General features: G+C 53.6%; 18 protein-coding genes. 8 read left to right on the forward strand and 10 right to left on the reverse strand.

What is annotated here, in order from left to right; genetic code table 11:
• Positions 1–92 precede the first annotated feature (92 nt).
• From R6H26_RS08795 to R6H26_RS08805, 3 genes are read right to left on the reverse strand one after another with little or no spacing between them, the layout of a single operon-like run.
• Entirely contained in the window at positions 93–962 is an 870-nt protein-coding gene (locus R6H26_RS08795) for a transglutaminase N-terminal domain-containing protein (RefSeq protein WP_404790086.1), read from the reverse strand.
• On the reverse strand, positions 959–1,975 hold the full coding sequence (locus R6H26_RS08800; protein WP_404790087.1) for an alpha-E domain-containing protein: 1,017 nt from the start codon (positions 1,973–1,975) through the stop codon (positions 959–961). Before R6H26_RS08800 ends, R6H26_RS08795 begins: the two co-directional genes overlap by 4 nt.
• Positions 1,976–2,028: 53 nt before the next feature.
• Entirely contained in the window at positions 2,029–3,465 is a 1,437-nt protein-coding gene (locus R6H26_RS08805) for a circularly permuted type 2 ATP-grasp protein (protein ID WP_404790088.1), read from the reverse strand.
• 222 nt (positions 3,466–3,687) lie between these two features.
• On the opposite strand from R6H26_RS08805, the gene leuC reads away from it, so the two are divergent.
• Together leuC and R6H26_RS08815 are read left to right on the forward strand one after the other, a co-directional pair.
• Entirely contained in the window at positions 3,688–5,091 is a 1,404-nt protein-coding gene (gene leuC, locus R6H26_RS08810; protein ID WP_404790089.1) for a 3-isopropylmalate dehydratase large subunit, read from the forward strand.
• Positions 5,092–5,208: 117 nt separating this feature from the next.
• Positions 5,209–6,402: a hypothetical protein gene (locus R6H26_RS08815; RefSeq protein ID WP_404790090.1), complete on the forward strand. Its 1,194-nt coding sequence runs from the start codon at positions 5,209–5,211 to the stop codon at positions 6,400–6,402.
• Positions 6,403–6,436: 34 nt separating this feature from the next.
• Here R6H26_RS08815 and R6H26_RS08820 read toward each other — a convergent pair whose 3' ends face one another.
• The 3 genes from R6H26_RS08820 to R6H26_RS08830 all read right to left on the reverse strand — a co-directional run bounded on the left by R6H26_RS08820 (position 6,437) and on the right by R6H26_RS08830 (position 8,350).
• Positions 6,437–6,835, reverse strand: a complete 399-nt coding sequence (locus R6H26_RS08820; protein ID WP_404790091.1) for a hypothetical protein — start codon at positions 6,833–6,835, stop codon at positions 6,437–6,439.
• A 67-nt stretch (positions 6,836–6,902) separates the two neighbouring features.
• Positions 6,903–7,565, reverse strand: a complete 663-nt coding sequence (locus tag R6H26_RS08825) for a biopolymer transporter ExbD (protein WP_404790092.1) — start codon at positions 7,563–7,565, stop codon at positions 6,903–6,905.
• Between the two features lie 92 nt (positions 7,566–7,657).
• Positions 7,658–8,350 (reverse strand): MotA/TolQ/ExbB proton channel family protein, encoded by a 693-nt coding sequence (locus R6H26_RS08830; RefSeq protein ID WP_404790093.1) that lies wholly within the window; start codon positions 8,348–8,350, stop codon positions 7,658–7,660.
• A gap of 202 nt (positions 8,351–8,552) precedes the next feature.
• On the opposite strand from R6H26_RS08830, the gene R6H26_RS08835 reads away from it, so the two are divergent.
• A complete protein-coding gene (locus tag R6H26_RS08835) occupies positions 8,553–8,849 on the forward strand; it encodes a YkvA family protein (protein WP_404790094.1) in 297 nt (98 codons plus the stop codon).
• A gap of 48 nt (positions 8,850–8,897) precedes the next feature.
• Positions 8,898–9,350 carry an acyl-CoA thioesterase gene (locus R6H26_RS08840; protein WP_404790095.1) on the forward strand — a complete coding sequence of 151 codons (453 nt, stop codon included), beginning with the start codon at positions 8,898–8,900 and terminating at the stop codon, positions 9,348–9,350.
• Here R6H26_RS08840 and R6H26_RS08845 read toward each other — a convergent pair.
• The 3 genes from R6H26_RS08845 to R6H26_RS08855 all read right to left on the reverse strand — a co-directional run bounded on the left by R6H26_RS08845 (position 9,347) and on the right by R6H26_RS08855 (position 13,662).
• On the reverse strand, positions 9,347–11,293 hold the full coding sequence (locus R6H26_RS08845; RefSeq protein ID WP_404790096.1) for a protein kinase: 1,947 nt from the start codon (positions 11,291–11,293) through the stop codon (positions 9,347–9,349). The genes R6H26_RS08840 and R6H26_RS08845 overlap by 4 nt on opposite strands.
• A 9-nt stretch (positions 11,294–11,302) precedes the next feature.
• Positions 11,303–12,541 (reverse strand): (E)-4-hydroxy-3-methylbut-2-enyl-diphosphate synthase, encoded by a 1,239-nt coding sequence (gene ispG, locus R6H26_RS08850; protein ID WP_404790097.1) that lies wholly within the window; start codon positions 12,539–12,541, stop codon positions 11,303–11,305.
• Between the two features lie 131 nt (positions 12,542–12,672).
• The gene (locus tag R6H26_RS08855; protein ID WP_404790098.1) at positions 12,673–13,662 is read right to left on the reverse strand and encodes a vitamin K epoxide reductase family protein; all 990 of its coding nucleotides are present in this window, start codon (positions 13,660–13,662) and stop codon (positions 12,673–12,675) included.
• 185 nt (positions 13,663–13,847) lie between these two features.
• On the opposite strand from R6H26_RS08855, the gene R6H26_RS08860 reads away from it, so the two are divergent.
• The 4 genes from R6H26_RS08860 to R6H26_RS08875 all read left to right on the forward strand — a co-directional run bounded on the left by R6H26_RS08860 (position 13,848) and on the right by R6H26_RS08875 (position 17,104).
• The gene (locus R6H26_RS08860) at positions 13,848–13,991 is read left to right on the forward strand and encodes an abscisic acid-deficient protein Aba4 family protein (protein ID WP_404790099.1); all 144 of its coding nucleotides are present in this window, start codon (positions 13,848–13,850) and stop codon (positions 13,989–13,991) included.
• A gap of 106 nt (positions 13,992–14,097) precedes the next feature.
• On the forward strand, positions 14,098–14,418 hold the full coding sequence (locus tag R6H26_RS08865; protein ID WP_404790100.1) for an ABA4-like family protein: 321 nt from the start codon (positions 14,098–14,100) through the stop codon (positions 14,416–14,418).
• 322 nt (positions 14,419–14,740) lie between these two features.
• Positions 14,741–15,031, forward strand: coding sequence for a multiprotein-bridging factor 1 family protein (locus R6H26_RS08870; protein ID WP_404790101.1), 291 nt, complete (start codon positions 14,741–14,743; stop codon positions 15,029–15,031).
• Between the two features lie 426 nt (positions 15,032–15,457).
• Complete coding sequence (locus tag R6H26_RS08875) at positions 15,458–17,104, forward strand: ATP-binding protein (RefSeq protein ID WP_404790102.1); 1,647 nt, start codon at positions 15,458–15,460, stop codon at positions 17,102–17,104.
• A gap of 219 nt (positions 17,105–17,323) precedes the next feature.
• On the opposite strand, the gene R6H26_RS08880 is transcribed toward R6H26_RS08875, so the two are convergent.
• Positions 17,324–18,484, reverse strand: a complete 1,161-nt coding sequence (locus tag R6H26_RS08880; protein ID WP_404790103.1) for a cysteine desulfurase family protein — start codon at positions 18,482–18,484, stop codon at positions 17,324–17,326.
• Between the last annotated feature and the right edge of the window lie 6 nt (positions 18,485–18,490).

The following is an 18,490-nucleotide window of genomic DNA, read 5'->3' on the forward strand; positions in this document are numbered from 1 at the left end:
CTTTGATAGGGAGATGAATTTCCTTCTCCGAGAGTGTACGACAGTTCGAGACACACCACAAATACAGAAAGTCAGAGTGTTAAGCGTTCGGTTTATCGATCTTCTACCTGATGGATCGAAACCTTGCTCTCGAGTGCGGCTGCGGTTCCACTGCCCCCTCGATGGGTTCCATCAATAGGCGCTGCGTACCGGGGCCACTCGCTCGCGGCGACCGCAATGTGGCGATCGCTCACCACCAGGCCCATGGTCGGATCGTAGCCGCGCCAGCCCGCACCGGGGAGGTAGACCTCTGCCCAAGCGTGGAGCATTTGTTCGTAGGCCGGGTCGCCCTGCTCGTAACCGCTCGCGAATCGGGCTGCTAGACCCACGGCACGGCAAGCCGCCATAAACAGCACCACAAAGTCCCGACAGGTGCCGCTCTGCTGCATCCAGGTGATGCTGGGAGGCTGAGGGTCGCCTTCTTCTCGCACTTGGTAGCGCATCCGTCGATAAATGCGCTGGTTGAGTTCGCCTAGGAAATGAATGGGATTCCAATGGACGGCATGGGCAATTTCTTGGGCGAGGTGGGTGGCAGCGGGGTCTGAAGCAAGGCCGCCCAGGTGAGTTGGCGTGAGATAGGGTTGAAGGTGTTCTGCAAGCGCCGTAGGGTAGTCGAAGGGCAAGCGAGTGGCCCACGGTTCGAGGAGGTAATTAAAGGGGTTATCGCAGAGGGTCTCGACCTCGGAAATAGCCGTAACGTGCAGCGCTTGCGTGGGAACGTCCAGCCACCAGCAGCGCGTCAGCAGGTTGCCCTCTATATCTAAAAGGCTATTTTGGCCTTGAGGCGCGGGCGTCACCTGGAGTTTGAAATGTTGCAGGTGTTGAAACCCGTCGGTGCGGGGCTGAAGCCGCAGAACGTGGGGATTGAGAAAAACAGGACAGCCGTAGGTATAGGTAGTGCTGTGGGTGACGGTATACTTCATTGCCGCTGCACTTGAGTGAAGAGCTTGCTGGGCGACGCAGCTGCAATGGGTTCTCGGGAGATGGGTTCTCGGGAAAAGAAGGTTTTGAAGATATCTCGATCGATCGCGTTGAGTTGCTGCTGCAGCCGATCTAAAAATTCGTGCATCCCGTCGGAGACAATTTCGGAAATGGTGACAAATTCAAGCTCGGAACGGACTTTGCCGACGGTGCGTTCGGCAGCGTTGCGCCAGGTTCCGACGGGCGTGCCGCTAATTTGATGGAGCGATCGCTCCACTTCAAACAAACAAAAGCGAATCGAGCGCGGAAACTCGGCATCTAAGATCAAAAACGAAGCCACTTCTGCGGGCGTAATCCGATGCTGCACGCTGCTTTTGCGATACATTTCGTAGGCGCTGGCCGATCGCAGTAACGCGATCCAGCCCAGCTCGTCCACGGAGGAACCCACGTCTTGCGACGAGGGCAGCAAAATGAAGTATTTTACATCCAGGATGCGGGAGGTCTTGTCGGCTCGCTCTACGTAGCGTCCGACCTGCCCGAAGTTCCATGCTTCATTGTGAGACATGGTGGCCTCCATAACCCCGGCAAAGAGATGGCTCGATTCCTTCACCCCTGTCAGCAGTGCGTTGAGGGACGACAGAGAAAGATCTTCTCGCCTTGCTTGAGCCACCATCATGTGAAAGGCATTGACCCGTTCCCACATTTCCGAGGAAATAATTTCGCGGACCGATCGCGCATTTTCGCGGGCGAGCTGGAGGCAGGACAGAATGGAGTTGGGGTAATCGCGATCGAAGACTAAAAACTGGATGACGTTTTCGGGCGTGGCATCGCCGTAGTGCTCCTGGAAAAAGTCGCGATCGCCCGTCGTTGCCACCAAGGGTTTCCACTGCTGCTCGATCCCGGAGGGCATATCCAGTAACAGATTGAGGTTTACATCTAAGAAGCGGGCAACGTTCTCAGCTCGTTCGATATAGCGGTTCAGCCAGTAAATTGAATTTGCAACGCGGCTCAGCATGGGTGATTTCGGTAGGGTTCGACAGACATAGAATCCATTTCAAACGGAACTCCTTAGTATAAAACCCAGGTATCCTTGCTCCCTCCTCCTTGGGAAGAATTTACGACCAAAGACCCCTTTTTTAAGGCCACGCGCGTGAGGCCGCCCGGATGCACGTAAATCTCCTTTCCATAGAGAATGTAGGGGCGCAGATCGACGTGACAGCCCTCGATTTGCTCTCCTAAGATGGTCGGAACTCGCGATAGGCAAAGGGTCGGCTGGGCGATGTAGTTGCGCGGATTCTCCTTGATTTTTAGGGCGAATGCCTGACGCTCTGCTTCGGTGGCGTGAGGCCCCACCAACATCCCGTACCCCCCCGCTTCATTGGCCGATTTTACAACGAGTTTGTCTAAGTTATCGAGCACGTAGGCGAGCTGTTTGGCCTCCCAGCAAAGGTAAGTCGGCACGTTCGGCAGAATGGGTTCCTCGCCCAAGTAGTACTGGATCATGGCAGGGACGTAGGCATAGATGACCTTATCGTCCGCGATGCCCGTGCCGGGGGCATTGGCGATCGCCACCCGTCCCGCTGCATACACCTCCATCAGGCCCGGAACCCCTAGCATAGAGTCCGCTCGAAATGCCTTGGGGTCTAAAAAGTCATCGTCGATGCGTCGGTAGATCACATCGACGCGCTGGAGTCCTTTCGTCGTCCGCATTTGAAGGTAGCCATCGACCACGACCAAATCCTGTCCTTCGACCAGTTCGATTCCCATTTGCTGGGCGAGGAACGAATGCTCGAAGTAGGCAGAGTTGTAGATGCCCGGCGTGAGCACCACGACCGTCGGACATTCGACTTGAGGCGGCACTAAATGCAGGAGCGTCTCTAGGAGATGGCCGGGGTATTCATCTACGGGCTGAATTTGCATTTTGGCAAACACCTGGGGAAAGGTGTTTTTCATTACCCTTCGGTTTTCTAGGACGTAGGAGATGCCGGAGGGACAGCGCATGTTGTCTTCTAAGACAAACCACTGCCCGTCTTTATCGCGCACCAAGTCCGTGCCTGTAATGTGACACCACACCCCCGCAGGAGGGTTCAGCCCGATGCAAGGTCTCAGAAAACCTTTGGCCGACTCGATTAATTCCAAGGGAACGTGTCCGTCTGTCACGATCTTGCGATCGTGGTAGACATCGTCGATAAATAAGTTGAGGGCGTGAATCCGCTGCTTGAGACCTCGTTCTAGGTACTCCCATTCCTTGACGGCCACGATTCGCGGAATCACGTCAAAGGGAAAAATGCGATCTTCCGCTTCTGCTTCGCCATAGACGTTAAAGGTCGCGCCTAACTTATACATTGCCGCTTGGGCTGCGGCCTGCCGCAGCATCAGCTCGCCCGGTGGCAGAGAGTGAATCCGGTCTACGAGGGGCTGTCCCTCCGGACGCGGTACATTTTTGTCAACAAACAGTTCGTCATAAAACCCTTGTGTTTCGGGATCGTAGCTATCAAAACGCACGGGCTACTGCCTCCATTGACCTCTGCTCGTATACTACCGACCTTCGGGTAGTCCGAATCTGTAGCGTTCGATACTGCTAGGCCGCTAGTTCGGTCAAATGCTGCGGAGGTTCTGGAATTGGAAGCGCCTGACAGGAGCGGTATGGTCCGCGATCGCCAGCGAAAGCACCCGCAGCGATGAGCTAAAATTTAAGGTCTAACGGTATAGAGATTGACCAAAACCATGAGCCGAGGCACGCTATTCGATAAGGTTTGGGACTTGCACGCAGCGCGCACGTTACCCTCAGGCCAAACCCAACTGTTTATTGGCCTGCACCTGATTCACGAGGTCACTACCCCTCAGGCGTTCTCGATGCTGAAGGACCGCAATCTCAAAGTTCTCTACCCAGAACGAACCATCGCAACCGTCGATCACATCGTCCCGACCGAAAACCAGGCTCGCCCCTTTGCCGACCCTTTGGCCGAAGCCATGATGCAGGCCCTCGAAAATAACTGTCAGGAACACAATATTCGCTTCTATAACGTGGGTTCCGGCAATCAAGGGATCGTCCACGTCATCGCCCCAGAACTCGGGCTGACCCAACCCGGCATGACCATTGCCTGCGGGGATAGCCATACCTCTACCCACGGGGCTTTTGGGGCGATCGCCTTTGGCATTGGCACCAGCCAAGTGCGCGACGTATTAGCTTCTCAGACGCTAGCCCTCGCAAAACTGAAGGTGCGACGGGTGGAAGTCAACGGCAGCCTGCAACCGGGCGTTTATGCCAAGGACGTCATTCTGCACGTCATTCGGAAGCTGGGCGTGCAAGGCGGCGTGGGCCACGCCTATGAATTTGCAGGTACGACCTTCGAGCAGATGGATATGGAAGAACGCATGACCGTTTGTAATATGGCGATCGAGGGCGGGGCGCGGTGCGGTTACGTGAATCCCGATCGAGTTACGTTCGACTACCTCAAGGATCGGGAATTTTCCCCTAAAGGTGCGGACTGGGACCGTGCCGTTGCTTGGTGGACCGGTCTCGCCAGCGATGCCGATGCGGTTTACGACGATGTCGTCGTCTTTGACGCTGCCGACATTGCCCCCACCGTGACGTGGGGGATTACCCCCGGACAAGGGATTGGCGTCAACGAAACGATTCCGATTGCTGAAATGCTGCCAGAGGCAGAGCGCCCGATCGCTCGAGATGCCTATCTATACATGGACTTAGCGCCAGGCACGCCCATTGAAGGGACCAAAATAGACGTTTGTTTCATCGGTAGTTGTACCAACGGACGCATTAGCGACCTCCGCGAAGCGGCTAAGGTGGCCCGAGGCCATCGCGTAGCGGCAGGGATTAAGGCATTTGTGGTGCCCGGATCGGAGCAAGTGAAACGACAGGCCGAAGCGGAAGGGTTAGACCGAGTGTTTGTGGCGGCGGGGTTCGAGTGGCGGGAACCCGGCTGTTCGATGTGTTTGGCGATGAATCCCGACAAATTAGAGGGCCGTCAGATCAGCGCGTCTTCGTCTAATCGCAATTTCAAGGGCCGTCAGGGGTCTGCGTCCGGGCGGACGCTCTTGATGAGCCCGGCCATGGTGGCGGCGGCGGCGATCGCCGGACGGGTCACGGACGTACGCGGGCTAATTTAAGCCCTTTTGGGGCGCGTCAGGTCTTGTGCCCTGAATATATAAAATAAATAACGAAAATTCTTTGCGCGCAAAATAACCTCGTACTGTTCAATATATATAACCCTGTTGAACTGGATTATGGTTTTATATTCACTAGCCTTGGTCTTGTCTGCCGCTGTCGCGGGCGTATCTCTTGCCAGCCCCGCACAGACCCTCGCTCGACCTCTAGAAGTTCGACACTCTAGAACGCTTCCCGTCTCCGTTATTGCCAAATCGCCTGTTGATTCTAGTACGGGTTACCCAGTAGTAGATGGCAAGAAGTGGGACAGCAAAGGCCCTTGGTATCAGCCTGTGGCAGTCCGAGACTCGGCCAGCACCTACGTTGCTGTGCTCGATAAACAGAAGCAAGGCTCCTTAAAGCTCCCCGAACTCACAACGGTCGATAGCTTAGGCGTGTTTAGCAATTGGAGCCGCGATGGAATCCGGCTGGTGGGCAACGGTCAATTCCAAGCCTGCTTTTTTGTTCTGTGCGGCACCAACTACCCGCGCATTGCGGTGGAAGGCATGGAAGTAAAGCTGGGCGACCAAGTTTTTGTCCCTCAACGCAGCGGCGACAAATTTTTGGTGGATGAGCCGCTGGCCCAAGCGCTCAAGACTGCTACGCCAGGCACCAAAGCCTTACTTCGCGTAAAACTTGCCTCTGGCGTGACTATTACCCAAGCCATAAACGACAAAACGGTCCAAGCCTGGCCCAAGGTCTTTCAAGACGCCATCCCCACGGCTAGTGGTGGCCCAGTCGGCGGCGGCACTCTGTCAACGGCTAAGACGGTTGCCATTGCGTCCCTACCTACGCCGCCGCCGGATCTCACTTCAAAATGGGTTGCGACCGATTCCAAGACGGGGCTTCCCTTAGTCAATGGTTCGACTTGGCGCACGGGCAGAAATGTGGCTTGGTCGACTCCTGTCATCGTACGCGATGAGTTTGATGGCGAATATAAGGCCGTTCTCTCCAAACGGGGGGGCTTTATGAGTCAGTGGTCGCGCAATTTTGTGGATGTGTTTTTGAGCAGTCGATTTATAACGGCGCTTACGTTTTCGGGCATCCCCTCGGTACACATTACCTTTGGCGATCGCACTTTAAACCTGTACGGCCAACACAATCGCTTCCCCATTAATAAAATGGCAGCTCAGTTTTTGCAGGAGGCCGGAGAAAAGACCCTCACCAAACTCCCTACGATTAGCTACTACGTTGGCAAAAACCGTCAGAACACCTACGACCTTGACATTGGAACGGTAAAAGCTTGGGCCTCCCTCTATCGGGAGGATATCTAGGAGGGCGCAAGGCCTTTCGCCCCTGTGGCGTGCGCTAGTTTAAGTCCGCTTCGTTGAGGCTAATTCGCCAAAATCCTTCAAAGGGGCGGGGGCGGGGAGGTTCGGTGTTGTTAGAGCTGTCGTCCGCGACCCCAACGCTCAAAATGCCGCCCAGGCTCAGAAAACCGACCCGACCCCAGCCCACAATATTTTTAGGGTCTGTAATGTTAGACCGTTTCAGCCGGATGGTTTGCTGCCCTCCGTTCGCAAAGTAGAGAACGGCTTTCTTCTTGCGAAACTCTACCTGCACGTCAAAGACGCCCCCCGTCTCGTAGGCGTACACTTTGCCTGCAAAACGCTTGCCGTCGATATTTTTGCCCCGGTACTCAGCGGCGATCGCAGGCTCGGCTAGGAGTAGCGCTAACAGTAAAACCCAGACTTGAATGGACCTCATGATGATTGGATGCTCGACGCATCCCGAGTGGGAAAACCAAAGGCAACGCGCGATAAAAACTGCGACCTTAGGGGCGAGGATTGGGCTGAGCAGTCGATGGAGAAGGGTTAGACGGTTGGGGGTTTAACCCATCCGAGGAATTAAAATTTTGTAAGGGCGAAGCGTTAGAAGAATTGGGAACTGAATTGGGAGCTGAATTGGGCAACGGAGCCGGAACGGTAGGGACGTAGGGCGATCCAGCCGGTCGATTGAGATCGGGCTGGAGCTGATTTGGGAGCGTTGGAAGGCTCTCTCCGGGAAAAGTGCCGCCGGGTTGGGGGACCGGAGCTTGCATCGTCGCGCCTAGTGCAACGCGAGTGCCGCCGACCTTCTGAAGCGTATCGATTAAGCGAGCGACCTGCCCGTAGCTCACCAGCTTATCTGCTTGCAACACTACAATTCCTTCAGGATTCTGACCCACATAAGCGGCCAAAAGCTGCGTCAGCTGACTTTCCGAGATCGTGGTATTTCTCACCTTGATTTGCCCTAGGGCATCCACCTCCACGGGGAGCGTATCTCCGAATTGAGTCTTGGCAGTGCCTGCTTGGGGCAAATCTACGTTGAGTCCTTCCATCCGCGCGAAAGTAACGGCCCCCAGAATGAAAAACACTAGGATGCAGAAAATAACGTCGATCAGCGGAACGATCTCAATCCGAACGTCTAAATCGTCAGGCTCTAGATATACTTTCATAGTAGCTTTTTCCCAAAAATACAGGACGATCGCGCGGCTGAAACAATTGTTGCAATACCCTCAAAGCCTCGCTACACGCGCGCATCTTTGGCCTAATAACCGGGGAGATTCTTAGGCGATTCAAAATTACTGGGTTGGGCTGCGGCTCGCGCGATGTTCTGAGATTGCAACCAAAACTGACGGTAGGTTAGCTCCAACTCGTTCCCGGTCCGGCGAAAGATTCGAGCTTGATGAAACAACAGCCCTTGAAAGAGTCGATAAAACGCCAGGGACACGATCGCCACGATCAGCCCAGCGGCAGTACTGATCAGCGCCTCGCCAATCCCGATGGGAACGTTGGTCAGAGAAGAGGTGCCGATGTCGCCCAGCCGAATGGCGCTCAAGGAGCGAATCAGGCCCAATACGGTTCCGAGCAGGCCCAGCAGAGGGGCGATCGCGATGACCGCTTCCAGCACTTTATGACCCCGCCGCATGGCGTTCAATTCTTCATCGGCAGAGGCTTCTAGGGCGAGACGGAAGATTTCCGGCTCCTTATTGGCAAGTCGTAAGGGCGTATATAAAAATCGGCCCATCGGTTGAGCGGTCGCTTGTCTGGCCAAATGGGTGGCTTCATCCCAGTCCCGGCGGGCGGCATCTAAAATCCGATCCGTCGTTTTGCGCTCGCCTCTAAGAACCGTGCTCCAAAACCACAGACGCTCAAAAATGGTGCCAATTGACAGGATTGACAGGAATAAAAGGGGCCAAATGGCTAGTCCGCCTTTTTGGATAAAGTCAACGAAATTCACAGCGGTTCCTTCGATATCTAATGAACGACCCTTTAAGCTAGACCCTAGCAGACAGAGAAATTTTGCTCCTCATTCCCCAAAAGTCTAGGATATCTTGCCCAGCTTAATATACTTTGCGCAGCGATCGACTCTATAGGGGTACCCACACCCGACAAAATCGTTTACGTTTGACACCATAAAAGTACGTTCAAAACATCTACCCATGAAACTCCCCATGCAGACCGTATACAACTGGTACCGCAACACCATTCGCAATCCAAAATACCGTTGGTGGATCGTATTGGGGACTTTGGCGTATTTGCTCAATCCTATCGATATTTCTCCCGACTTCTTGCCGCTCGTCGGCGAGATTGACGATATTGCCTTAGTCACGCTGCTGGTTGCCGAAATATCTCAAATCGCGATCGAAAAGATGAAACAGCGCCAGCCGAATGCTTCTGCTGCTGCCGAGACAGAAGCCAATACGGTGGAGGTAAAAGCGGTCTCCGTTCGAGACTGAGTCTAAAAAGATCGCTGTTGCCGTTGTTTGTCGAGCGCTAGGGTCAGGATGGGTTTATTGCCTTTACAGTCTGAAGTTTGGTTTGACTATCCCATCACCGTCCAACCCCACCATACTGACTATGCGGGAGTCGTATGGCATGGTTCGTATCTGGCTTGGATGGAAGAGGCGCGGGTTGCGGCACTCAAACAGGTCGGCGTCGAGTTTGCAGATTTGGTGGCGATTGGATGCGATTTGCCCGTGATCGACCTCCAGCTCAATTACCGCAAAGCCGTGCAAATGGGTCAACAGGTGCGGGTTAGAAGCTGTCTCAAGGCAGTGGAGCGGGTGCGGCTGATCTGGATTCAAAATGTGTGCGCCCTCGAGACGGAGCTTTGCTACGTGGCAGGTCGCGTGGTCAACGTGCCCGTCGATCGCCAACAGCAAAAGATCGTGCGGGCTTTTCCGCCGCTGTTGGAAAAGGCGATCGCGGGCCTGACCCGCTCGACTGAAGCGTTCTAAGGCTGCTTCAGACCAATTTCAACTGCGAAACTCGTGGATTGGTCGCTATCAATGGGAATGACGTCGATTTGGTAGGTGCCAGGCTCTGAGATAAGCGCTTGCCAATTGAGGACGTTCTGAGCGCTGTTGAGCGGTTCTCCCGCCGGATCTCGAATGGTGAGGGTCACGGCTTGATTCTCGAAAACGGCAGCCGTCAGGACTTGACCGGCAGATGCCGCAACCGTATAGCGCTGAATCTGAGCGGGGAGCAAAAGACCCGTCAGGCGTTGGAGAGAACTGTCGGGTGCGAAGGCGAGGGTTTCGGTCTGGATGGTAGGAGGGATTTCTGCGGGCGTTGGCGATGGACTGGCGAGATCCGATGGCGCGATTGAAGGCGACGGAGGGGGTTCGGGTTGAGCTAGCGCCAACACGAACTCAAAGGACCGAACCTGGCTTGCGGAGCGATTTTGGACCTGGAGGGAGTAGGTATCGGTTTGAGGCAGTACGCCCTGCCAGCGGGTCGTTTTTTGACTGTTGCGACTCACAGGCGTTAAATCTGATTTTAGGAGGCTAAACGTGGTATTCTCCGCTGTCAGCGTTGCTGAGAGTTTATCGTCCATGCTGCCTTCAAAGCGGTAGGTTTGCGCTTCGCCGGGCTGTAGGGTTCCCTGTACGGTAACGGACTGGCCCGGTATGAGGTCCAAGGTTTGACTGTAGCGAATCGTGGGGGTTGGGGCAGGTTGAGGCGCTCGGCTCTGAATGGGAGCAGGCGATACCTTGATCGGCTCCTTCGCCCAAGGGCGGAGCATCAAAAACTGCATCAGCAGCCAGCCAGCGCCCGCCGATAAAAGAGCGAGCAAGAGTCCTATGACAACGAGTGCTGCTGTTTTTGCTTTGCTCTGAGGTTTTCTGGCCGGCGGTCGCGTCCGCACGGCTGGGATAATTTTTCTTCCCTGGGAACGGACTCTTCGCAACCCCTCTGGACGCTCTGCCGCAATCGTTTGGGCCTGTGAGGCTTCGGGCGGATCTTGCAGTTTAACGGGGGCTGCAGGAGAGGGATTGGAGGGGCGCGCTGGAGCAGTGGCAGTTGAGGGAGGTGCCGCAGACGACTCAAAAGGCATGGACTGAAGCGCTTGGAGGACTTCATCGGCGGAGGAGTAGCGATCGCTCGGTTTGTGGGCCAGCATTTTGTCCAAAATGTCGGCCAGACCGTCGCCGACTGAGGTGTGATGCCTCCAGTGCCAAACGGCAGCAGCATCGTCAAAGAGTTGAGAAGGTTCTAGCCCCGTTAACAGAACCAAACAACATACGGCTAAAGAATACAAATCGCTGCTGGGGTAGGCGCGGCCCGATTGCAGTTGCTCGATGGGCGCGAATCCGAACTTCCCGACGGCAGTCCCTGAGGGCATCACATTCGTCTGCTGGAGCTGAGTGACAACGGTTTTTACGACGCCAAAATCGATCAGGACTGGCTTTCTGTCCGAGGACCGCAGGATCAGGTTGTCGGGAGAGATATCTCGATGAATGATGCCCTTGCCGTGGATATAGGACAGGATCGGGAGCAATTGCTTCAGAAGTTGGCGCACCTCTTGCACTGAAAAATGTTCTCCCGCTTGGAGGCGTTGCCTGAGCGCGCTGCGATAGGTGTCCCCTTCAACGTAGTCCTGCACGAGAAACAACCGCTGCGTTTGCGCTACCGCTTCCGCAAACATCGCCCGGAACTGCGGCACTTGAGGGTGTTCGAGCTGGTAGAGGGTCTGGGCTTCTCGCTGAAATAATTCCTTTGCCTTTTCAAACACCGTCGCGTCATTAGAGGGAGGGCAAAATTCCTTGACCGCGCAGCGCTCCCCAAATCGCCCCCCATCTTCAGCCAAATAAGTTCGCGCAAAGCCCCCCTCCGCCAAGAGCCTCAGCAGTCGATAACGACCTTGTAAAACGGTCTCAGTGGCGAGGGGAGAAGACATGCCTTTAACCTACAACTCTGGCGCGGGCGGCTCGACCCAGCGGCCATCCGACTTGATCAGATCGATCAATTCCGCAACGCCCCGATCTTCCGGCACTTTTTTGACCTCATCTCGACCGCGATAGAGCGAAATAAATCCCGGCTGTTTGCCGACGTAGCCGTAGTCCGCATCCGCCATTTCCCCAGGCCCGTTGACAATGCAGCCCATCACCGCGATGTCCAGTCCTGTGAGATGGTTCGTTGCATCGCGAACCTTATGAAGCACGTCTTCTAGATTAAACAGCGTCCGCCCGCAGGAAGGGCAGGCCACGTACTCTACCATCGTTTTGCGGAGTCCGAGGGACTGCAAAATGCTGTAGCAGACCGGAATTTCCTTCTCGGGCGCTTCCGTCAGCGAGACCCGAATTGTATCGCCAATACCTTCTGCCAAGAGGGTACCAATGCCAGCAGTGGATTTAATCCGACCGTATTCGCCATCTCCTGCCTCGGTGACGCCCAAGTGAAGCGGGTAGTCCATTCCCAATGCGTCCATGCGCTTGGCCATGAGGCGGTAGGCGGCCAGCATAACGGGTACGCGCGATGCCTTCATGGACACGACGAGATTGTAAAAGTTAAGGGATTCGCAGATTTTTAAAAATTCGAGGGCAGATTCCACCATGCCTTCAGGCGTGTCGCCGTAGGTAAACAGCATGCGTTCTGCTAGGGAGCCGTGATTGACTCCAATGCGCATGGCTTTGTTTTGATCCCGCAAAGATACGACCAACGGCTCTAAGGCTTCGCGAATCTTGTCGCCAATTTCAGCAAACTCTTCAGGGGTGTATTCGGTGCGATCGGCTTTGGGTTTTTCAAAAACGTACAGCCCTGGATTGATCCGCACTTTATCGACGTGCTTTGCCACTTCCAAGGCAATTTTCATCCCGTTGTGGTGCACGTCCGCTACGAGGGGAACGGGTTGATAGGTTTGGGCCAGTTTCTGCTTGATTTCTGCTAAAGCTTTAGCGTGAGCCATGCTGGGAACTGTAACCCGCACGATTTCGCAGCCGATTTCGTGCAGGCGACGAATCCCTGCCACAGAGCCGTCGATGTCTAGAGTGTCTTCATTAATCATGGATTGCACCACGACGGGATGTCCGCCCCCGATGGTGATGCTACCCACGCGGACGGGGCGAGTCTTGCGGCGAGGAATTGCGGTATCGGTAATCGACCAGAGGTCTGCGCGATCGGTGGCGGGGGTAGATAGGGTTTGCATAGAGTTGTCAGGCGGCTTAGGACAGTGAAAAACTACGAAAAACTACAGTCTCAGAATCGTTTCAGAACAAAGAGCCCTTTTTGAGACAGCTTGCAAAACGAGGCAAGCGATCCGCTGGGCGATCGCCGTTCTCACTCCTGCTTCGTCAATTTAAAGTTTTGCGGGCCTTTATAGCCCGATAGCTTCGCTAACTCTGGAAGGGGCTGCTGGCCGGAAAAATACTTGCCGTTAATTTCCCAGGTAGGATACCCCACTTTTTTGGGATCTCCAAACTGCTTGGCTGCGTTTCCAAGTCCTGTCTGGCAGGCTTCAACCTGGGGATTTTTGCCACCTGCGTCGCATTCGAGATAGGGTAAATCTGCCAGCGCTTGTATGCCGAACGCCTTCTTTTGCGTCGCGCAATGGGAGCACCAATAGACGCTGTACATCTTTGCATTGGTCGCTTTGAGGTGCTTCGCTAAGGCAATTTCGGCGGGTCCCGAATCTTCCGTAACGCTGTAAAAAACCTTGCCCGCATTATCCGTGATGTTGTAACCGCCAGCAGCGGCGGGCGCGTTAACTTGAGCGAAAATGCTCAAGGTCCCCACCAAGGTAATGATGGCGGCAACCAGTCCAGAAAATAAAAGCTGACCGACATCCTTCCAAGCGCGTCCGACGACGGTCAGCACGAACATTGCCGTGGCAAATATGGCCGATCCGATGCAATAGAGGCAAATTGCCTGAGAGCCGTGGGGGATGACGAATTCGGTCACCATGATGTACATCAGGTAGGCACTGAAGCTCATCATGGCTGTCGCTCCTAGAAACAAGAGCAGCCAGGTTTTCTCTTCAAGGTCGGTACGCAGCGATTTTTGGGCTTCGCTGTTAATCAAAATAGGGCCAAAGGCAAAAATGGCCATTGCAATATAGGCAAGCAATCCGAATAAGGCCAAAGGTTGCCCGAAGACGGTCGCGTAGGGGCTATTGAGAACCTGCGCGCACCCCGTGGTGCAGAGGGTTTCTTTATCGAACAGCCTCGTAGCGGTGATGTAGCCCGTATTGATGGCGCCTAAGGTCGCAATGCTACCGATTAAGACGCGAGACCAGCGATGAATCCAGGGGGTTGAGCGACGACGAGACATAGGTTTTGTAGTCCAATCGCGGACATTACAACGGACAGCAAGGCAATCGTATTTTACTTGATCGGAGTGGCTTGAAAGCGCATTCGCGTTTTGCAGCCCTCGACGCCTAGCTTAGCGAAAAGAGTTCGCTATCATACAGTCTGACCCAAAGTCGCACCCCTGAAGTTCCCTTACGAGGTTTGTCCATGCCAACGCTCGATTGGTGGTTTACTGGCGCGAATGTTTTTGTGCTTCCGTTTTGGACGCTCGCGGTGCTGTTGCCCAACTGGGACTGGACGCGTCGCCTGATGAGTTCTTTGCTCCCTTTTGTAGCATTGGCGCTGCTATAGCCCTACGAGAGCATGTTAAGACGTTTGTAAATAGCCCGCTTTGAGCAGTAAGGATTTGATTAAGCAGTGCGTCCTAAGCAAAATCCGTAGTGCTATATATGTAGGTTTGTTCGCGCTGACGACGCTTACTTCAGATTCGGCTCAATCTTTTGCCAACCCTACGCTCTCGGATGTTGCGCGGTTGTTTTCAGACGAAAAGGCGGCTGCGACGGGGTGGGTCCATTATCTGGTCATGGATTTATTTGTAGGTCGCTGGATTTACTGGGAGGGCCAGCGCACGGGTGTTTGGACGCGTCACTCCCTCGTCTTCTGTCTGTTTGCCGGGCCGATGGGGTTGCTGTCTCATATTGTGACGGCGGCGATCGCCCAAAAATGGTTTAGCTCTTCTCAAGAGACCGAGCCTGAAATTGCTTCGACCGAAGGCTAGATAGGGAATACTAGATAGGGAATAAATGATTCAATACGAGTCAGACTCCAAGGCATCAACTCAACAAAGCGTTTGTAGCTCACTAACTCAGGGAATGCGCTTTGCCAATGCGGCAACATTTAGAGAGGTTATCTATCACCTGGAGAAACTCTCATTAGACCTGTACGACCGAGGTCTATTTGCCCTTTTTTAAGCTATTTTTTAGCGTCGAACTCACGCTTTCTTGGGAGAATGTCTGTGATTTCTACCTTAGGGTAGATAGACCTCTCCTTAAAATTAGCTAAAACCCTAGATATAAAGAACTTTATAAAGCGGGAGTCCTATGGCTTTTCATCAAGAATATTTAGGTGTCCAGCAGCCAGCAATCGGTCAACTGATTCGGGAGCTTCGGCAGACTTTAGGACTGACCCAGGAGAAGTTGGCAGCTCAACTTGGCCTCACTTTTCCCACTATCAACCGATGGGAAAACGGACATGCTAAACCGTCTCGCTTAGCTCTTAGGCAAATTGATACCTTACTTCGCCAGATGTCTGAGTCATCTAACATTACTTTACAAGAACACAGTCAGGTAATGCGAAGGAAATACTTGTCCTCAAAGGAGCTAGAGGTATAAGAGCATAAGGGCAGAGGGGTAGGGGGAATCGCTAAACCCCTCTTTTGAGTGAGTGACAGCGATCTTGGCGCGTTGCTGCGATCTCACGACTGGTCGCAAACACCTGTGGGTGCGGTCGAAACTGGGTCGAGGAGCTTGAAAACTGCGGTACGGGTTGGAATCTGTCACAGATCTAATTTCTCGCCCCTTAGGAGCATTCGTATCGGCTCGAACTAAACCGAATACGCTGTCCACTTCGGCGGTGTGGATTGTTAGCAATTTAACCGACTAACCTAACCCAACCCTCATTTCGCTTCTTGACCTCCCTACTGAAACCCTATCATGCAAGAATTTTGGAGCCATTTTCTTGATTCGAGTTCTTTTATCCCACACGGACATTGTTACCTTTGGCAAACTGGATTGGTTTGGCTGCATATCACTGGAGATATGCTGATTGCACTGGCATACTACTCCATTCCAATTACCCTCTTTTACTTTGTTCGCAATCGTCGCGATCTTCCCTTTGAGTGGATTTTTCTCCTGTTTGGCGCGTTCATTATCTTTTGTGGAACGGGTCACATCTTGGACATTTGGACTTTGTGGCATCCAGACTATTGGATCTCCGGCTTCGTCAAAGCGATTACGGCCTTGGTTTCGATTCTCACTGCGATTGAACTCTACCCTTTGATTCCGAAAGCTTTAGCGTTGCCGAATCCCACCCAACTCGCATTGGCAAATCAAGCACTAGAAGTGCAGATCGGTGAACGTCGTCAGGCTGAAATTGAACTGAAATGCTATCGAGATCAGCTTGAGGAGTTAGTGGCACAGCGCACAGTAGAATTGACTCAGATTAATGTGCAGCTACAGCAAGAAATTGCAGAACGTCAGCGCATACAAGATGAGCGGGAATTACTATTGCAACGGGAGCAGAAAGCGCGGGAACAAGCTGAATCCGCTAGCCGCATCAAAGATGAATTTCTTGCTGTGCTCTCCCATGAACTTCGAACGCCGCTAAATCCAATTTTGGGCTGGACAAAACTTTTACAAAGACAGCAGGTCAGGCCAGAAAAAATGATGGCCACTTTAGCGACGATCGAGCGCAACGCTCAAATTCAAGCACAATTGATCGAAGATCTACTGGATATTTCCCGCATCATGCGCGGCAGCCTGACCCTCAATCCTGCGCCATTGGATCTGAGAGCGGTCGTTCTCGCCGCAATCGAAACTGTTTCTTTAGCCGCTGAAGCTAAGCAAATTCAGATCGAGACAAGCATTGAAACGGAAGTTGGACAATTTTGGGGAGATACAGATCGATTGCGGCAGGTCTTGTGGAATTTACTTTCGAATGCGGTGAAGTTTACCCCCGAAGCAGGGCGAGTCGAAGTGATTTTGACTGCTGCTGGAGATGAGGTTCCTGCTTGCACGAAGATAATCGTCCGAGATACAGGAAAGGGCATTGCGCCGAATGCCTTAGAGCGAATTTTCGATCGCTTTTGGCAAGAAGACAGCACCAATACCCGTAAATTCGGAGGATTGGGGTTAGGTTTGGCAATCAGTCGTCAAATCGTCGAACTTCACGGAGGCACCCTTTCCGCAGTAAGCGCTGGTGCAGGACAAGGCGCAACCTTTACGGTCAGACTACCGCTTCGTGCGCCCCTGCCTGTTGGAATTGAAGCGCGATCTCGTTCTGTGGAACTTCCAACTCTAGCAGGCTTGAAAATTCTAGTCGTGGAGGACAATCCTGATTCACGGGAGTTTGCTACATTTGTTCTGACCGAAGCGGGAGCGGAGATCTCTGCCGTTGATTCTGCCGCAACCGCCCTACAGATGATCGATCGGAATATACCTGATGCGATTGTCTGCGATATTGAACTGCCGGAAATCAATGGCTATGAACTGATTCGACAAATTCGATCTCGTAGTGTTGAGGAAGGAGGCACAGTTCTTGCGATTGCACTTACCTCCTACGCAGGAGATTATGACCGAAAGCAAGCAATCTCTGCTGGATTTCAGCAGCATCTTTCTAAACCGATACAACCAGAGCAACTTGTGAATACAATCTTTGAACTTTGTCGGGGGCGCAGTGGGGGTTGAGCCGATATAAAGGCAAAAAAGTGCAGGGTAAGCTGAGGAGTATGAGTAGTTTTGGACCGGAAACGTACGTTAATGCTGAAAATAGTGCCGTGTATAGTCGCAAACGATTGGGGGCAGGTCAAGGCGAACTAGACTGTTATTCATGGCCGAGACTGCTCGAACATCAATACTTTGAGCTTAAGTCTTGGCCTTTCTTCTGGCTACCTTGAGCCGTCGAACTTACGTTAGAGACCGAACGACCGCAATCGTTTCAGACGCTGCAATCTCGATCTCTTCTAGGGTATTAAATCGACCGATTCCGAATCGCAGCGAGGCCGAAGCTAGTTTGCGATCGCGTCCCAAGGCCACCAATACATGGGATGGCTTTGCGTCTCCCGAAGCACAGGCCGACCCGGAAGACACCGCAATCTGCGATCGCAGTCCTAGCAGCAACGCAGCCCCGTCTACGCCCTCTATACTCACGTTGAGAGAACCGGGAAGTCGCTGGGTTGGATGTCCGTTGAGGTGGATGCCATCCAATGTTTGGAGGCGGACATAAAGGCGATCGCGCAGTTGCCGCAAGCGATCGCCTTCTTGGGGTTGCTCTGCCAATCCTAGCTCGACGGCCTTGGCAAAGCCGACGATTTGATGGGTGGGCAAGGTACCCGAACGAAACCCGCGCTCTTGTTCGCCGCCGTGCATTTGAGGGGCAAGCTGCACCCGTGGCGATCGCCGCCTGATGTAGAGCGCGCCCACTCCCTTGGGGCCGTAAAACTTATGGGCGGTGAGGGACATTAAATCGACGGACATTGCCCGAACGTCGAGGGGAATTTTGCCAATTCCTTGGGCTGCATCGGTGTGGAATAAAACGTTGTGACTGCGGCATAAAGCTCCAATTTCTGCCAAGGGTTGCAAAACCCCGATTTCGCTGTTCGCCGCCATTATCGACACCAAAACAGTATCGGATCGAAGGGTTTGCGCTAGGTCTTGCAGATCGACTAAGCCATCTGGACGTACGGCCAAGTAAGTCACCTCAAACCCCAAGCGCTCCAAGTATCGGCAGGGTTCGAGTACCGCTCGATGCTCGGTTTTCACCGTAACGATGTGGCGGCCTCGCTGGAGATAGGCTTCGGCAACGCCTTTAATCGCGAGATTGTTAGCTTCGGTCGCGCCGCTAGTAAAAATAATTTCCTCTGGATCGGCATGGATTGCATCGGCTAGAACCTGCCTGGCATGTTTGACGGCGGCAGCAGCCTCCCATCCATAGCAATGGCTTTGACTCGATGGGTTGCCAAATTGCTCGCGCAGGTAGGGCAGCATCGCGTCCAAAACCTGGGGGTCGATCGGTGTTGTGGCGTGCCCGTCTAAATAAATGGGACGTTGGCTAGTTTGAGGGTCCATTGCCTA

It is taken from the genome of Altericista sp. CCNU0014 (assembly GCF_044923475.1).
GTDB lineage: Bacteria > Cyanobacteriota > Cyanobacteriia > Thermosynechococcales > Thermosynechococcaceae > JAAURS01.